Below are 4,331 nucleotides of genomic sequence, written 5' to 3' on the forward strand. Positions count from 1 at the left end.
TCCGAAGCCATGATCCACATCGCCTCCATCGACAACCTCAGCAAGCGCATAACGGACGAGACCACACCAACCTGGCGAGGAACCTACTAGGAGATAAAGGGCAATCCGCCTAGATCAAACGCCCTCTCAGAACCTGGTTACTCGGCTGAGTGGAGTCACCACCATCCCTTCAGTGCGTTCTCTAGAATGAGGTAACGCACTCGCTGGCTCTCTCACGGACGAGAGGGCCCCGAACCGAAGGGCGTGCTCCATGCTGCCGTCAATCTTCCTCGCCCAGCCTCCCGGGGCGACGAGCCATGACCTGCTGACCCGGAACCAGGCCGCACGCGTTCTTGGCCTATCGCCGAAGACGGTCTCTAAGCTTCTGGACAGCCAATTCCTGCCGGACCTTCGCGCCTCCCGGGTCATCATGCTGTCCCGGGCAAGGCAGGTCACCGTCACCGACGGCCTGCTGCCTGTACTACGCACTGCAGCAGCCGCACCGGCGTCGCCGGAGGACGGCGATGACCGGGACTTTCTCGGCGACAGCCCCAGCCTCACCGACGAGGAGTTCCTCGCCGCCAATCGGAAGTGGTGGCGGTGTGACCCGCAGAAGATCGCGTCCGCCGGGGTGCTCGCGGTAGCGATCGCCGGCTGGGTCACAGGAGTCCTGGCGATCACCGATGTCGAGCCGGAGTGCAAGAGCTTCGGCCCGAACGAGGTCAGGTATGCCTTCAAGGCGAACGTGGCTGGACGGGTTCACGAGCTGGACGACCCCGCAACCTACCGCGTCGAGACCACCGACCCTGCTCTGGCGGCGCTGACCAGGCAACTCCTGGGCTCCCGCGTTCAGGCCGCAGTGTCCGGGGGCCCGATCGCCTACCTCACCCCCTGACGGAACGGATGGTGCCTGTGTCCACCTCGGGCACAGGCACCACTACGGTGCCTCGAATGCAGTGCTCGAACGCGCTTAACCACCGGCGGCATGAGACCGCGGTCTTCGCACGAAGCCGTACAGAAGGTGGGACGGCCACCCGGCGGGCCAAGCACGATGCTCAGCCGGGCCAACTCAAGCGCTAAAGGACCAGATCGGAGTTGGCCACTGAGCACGATGGTTGGCCATTCTGAGCACCGACACGAGGCAGGTCAGGACCGACGCGCCAGAATACCCGCTCGCCGAGGTCGGTCGCCCACGCGGAATGCGATGGAATTGTGCCCGCACCGGCGGTGATACTTCGTCACGTGAATGACGATCCTCCGATTTGCTGGCCGGGCGCCGTGCTGCAGCCGACGGTCGCTCCCCAGCGCCTCGTCTACCTCGATCTCTGCCACTGGATCTACCTGGCGAAGGCGGCCAAGGGAGTTGCCGCCGGAACGCCGTACCAGCAGGCCCTAACGCGGTGCCGGGAAGCCGTTCGCGACAAGCAGGCACTGTTCGTACTCTCCTCCGAGCTCTACGTGGAGCAGACGAAGATTCCCGATCCCAAGCAGCGCCAGGACCTGGCTGCGGTCATGGAGGAGCTCACCGGGTATGCAACCCTGCCGCCACGGGCCGCGGTGCTGGAACGGGAGATTGATGCTTCCCTCACCATGCTGTTCGGGCCCGGTGCGAGTGCCCCGTCTCCCATGCGTCTGGTGGAGGTCGGGTTCGGCCATGCGTTCGCTGTTCCTGGAAGACTCGTGGTTCGGGGCCCCCAAGGGGACGCCGGTGCCGAATTGCGCGCGAGGATGGGCGCCTCCGAGTTCGAGGCCTTCATGTCCCAGGTTCAAGCGGAGGCCGAGCGTCGCATGCTCGCCGGCCCCGCCGACTCTGAGGTGGCCGAGCTACGGAAGAGGGGCTGGAGCCCCGAGGGCGTGGAAGCGAGGCAGCAGGAGCGGGCCGATTTCGAGCGGGACCTTCAGGGGTGGCTCATCGCGAATCCGAAGCGATTCGTGAAGCAGTCCGATCTCCGCACTCTGGTTGTTGGCCGGGAACTGTTCGTTGGGTTCTTCGATCAGCTTGTTCTCCAGCTCGCGCTGCGTGGTCTGGAACCGTCAGCCCTGGACCGTGATCTGGCCAGGCTCAGCGCCTTCGTCTTGTCGATGCCGAGCGCGAGGGTGACCACGGTCCTCAAGACACGCCTGCACAGCAACCGCGCGAAGAGGTGGAGCTCCAACGACATCTACGATATTGACGCCATCAGCCTGGCCACGCCCTACTGCGACATCGTGGTGCCGGACAAGGAGTACGCGAACGTTCTCCAACAGGCCCACCTCGATAAGGTCATGCACACCGCAGTGCCGAGGAACCTGATCCAGCTCGTCACAGAGCTGGATGCGCCCCGACTGCCGCGCAGCCGACAGGAGCCCGATCCGCTGTAGTCGCCCACTATGGCGCGGGCCCACTGTCGCGCTCAGTGGCCAACTACGAGGCCACTCAGTCACACCCACTCAGCCAGGCACAGGCAGGCACGGCCACCCTAGATACAGCAGCCTTCCCGCTCCCTGGCACAGTGAGCCGGTGACCCCTACCCCCTCCGCCGACGCCCCGCCCCTCACGTACACCGACAGCATGGACATACCCGTGCGGTTCCGTGACAGCCCGGAGCCACGGCCGTTCAAGCAGTGGCGTACCTGGAAGCCGGCACCTTGGCCTCAGGCCGCCGCGTTCCCGGCGAAGAACGGCTGGTACCTGCCCACCACCACCTGGCGAGAAATCCTCAAGGCCGCCACAGAGGTGGGCCGGGACATCACCCCAAACCTGCTGCAGACGCCGCAGCTCGCCGGCAACGAACTCGTCGCACGCGTCGCCCCCTTGTACGCCTACCTCGGCACCCATTGCGTCGACACCAAACACCCCCTGCCGGGCAGTACGGGCCGCCGCCTGACCGTCAACCGGGTCTACGAGCACGGCACCGAACGCTCCGCGAAGAACACCCTCGGCTACCGCCTGGGCATGACCATGGCCGAGTGGGCAACCCGCTCACTGATGGGCCTGGGCCAGACCCTGCACATCGAAGACGGAGGCCCCATCCCAGCCCTCCGCGACAAGTTCCGAAACCCGTCGGCGAAACTGCCCGACCTGTGGGGCCTGCACGAGGAGGAGAACCGCTACTGGCTCATCGAAGCCAAGGGCGGCAACGTCCGCAGTCCCCGCCTCTGGGAAGGCTGGAAGCAGCTCCAGGGCGGCACCAACGTCCTCCACGAATACGCCCACCGACGGATCCTCGTCGGGGCCAGTGTCCAGCCCCGGGGCGACCTGTTCCTCACCGTCGACCACGACCACCACCCCGGAAAGAAGCCGCTCCAACCCTCCGCCGGTACCAAGCCGCCCAAGATGCCGGGCTCCCCGGAGGATCACCTCGGTGACAGCGATGACGCCCTGATGGGCGCAGCCCGTGCCCAGATGCTGGTGTACCTGGCGCTCAGCGGCGCCCAGCTTTCCCGGCTCAAGACCGTGGCCCTGCCCACCGATCGCGCGGACCGCCGCCGAGGCCCCCACGGGGTAACAACCCCCCTGGAACGCGACTCGGAGCTCCGGAACACGCGCAACGCCATCCATGCGGACTACCCCAGCGAGAAGGATCAGCCCCGCCGACGCGAATACGCACGAGCCGCCGGCCTCGACGAGTTCCTTAGCTACCGCGTCCCCGGCACCGAACTCCACCTGGGCATGTCCCGAGAACTCTACGCCGCCTGCGCCCAGCTCCACCGCGAGGACATGCTGATCGCGGAGCACACCCCCGGCATGCGGGCCGAAGACCTGCGGGCCGACGAACCCGTGAGCGAGGAAGCCGAGGAGCGCCAGCGTCGCACCCAGCGGCGGGTCTTCCGGGAGCGCCAAGAGGAAGAACGGTCGCGGATCGAGCCCCGGGTCCGTGCAGCCTTCCAAGAGGGGAGGACGCGGACCTGGAAGGAGCTGCTGCGCACCGAGAACGAGCCCCGTCTCGACCTCGGCGAAGATTCCGGCCTTCTCGAAGCAGCGACCGCCGAGACATATCTCGCCGTTCGCAAAGACGACCTCCCCCACCACGAGCGCTGACCGCCACGCCTTCACGACGGAGCCGCTGGCCTTCCGGTCAAACAGTCGCAAGTGAGGCCCCACGTACGGGGAATGACGCGGGCCCTCCCGTCAGACCAGAGCACCCAAAGCGTCGCAAGGGTGGCTCGCAGCCCGCTCAGAGGGCCTGGGCGCGGGGAGAGTAGCAGCGGATCCCCGGTCAGCCAAACCGGGGAATTGCTGGACGACGCCGTAAAGAATCAACACGTTGCTTCGTGGGCCCTGCCGCGTTGGCAGGGTGTGCGCATATCAAGCGAGGTTCGCGACCAACTCGCTCTCAGGTTCGCGGTGTTATTGCCGCATCTGAATGAGC

3 protein-coding genes and 1 pseudogene are annotated in these 4,331 nt (G+C 66.3%); all 4 read left to right on the forward strand.

Annotation, left to right across the window (positions count from 1 at the left end; all coding sequences use genetic code 11):
* Positions 1–90 (forward strand): annotated as a pseudogene (locus tag AC061S_RS44140) (IS5/IS1182 family transposase); the annotation flags it as partial.
* Between the two features lie 160 nt (positions 91–250).
* Complete coding sequence (locus AC061S_RS44145) at positions 251–874, forward strand: hypothetical protein (RefSeq protein ID WP_478691526.1); 624 nt, start codon at positions 251–253, stop codon at positions 872–874.
* 347 nt (positions 875–1,221) lie between these two features.
* Positions 1,222–2,340 (forward strand): hypothetical protein, encoded by a 1,119-nt coding sequence (locus AC061S_RS44150; protein WP_478691527.1) that lies wholly within the window; start codon positions 1,222–1,224, stop codon positions 2,338–2,340.
* Between the two features lie 139 nt (positions 2,341–2,479).
* Entirely contained in the window at positions 2,480–4,000 is a 1,521-nt protein-coding gene (locus AC061S_RS44155; protein ID WP_478691528.1) for a gamma-glutamyltransferase, read from the forward strand.
* Positions 4,001–4,331 lie beyond the last annotated feature (331 nt).

The sequence above is a fragment of the Streptomyces sp. CA189 genome (assembly GCF_056428985.1).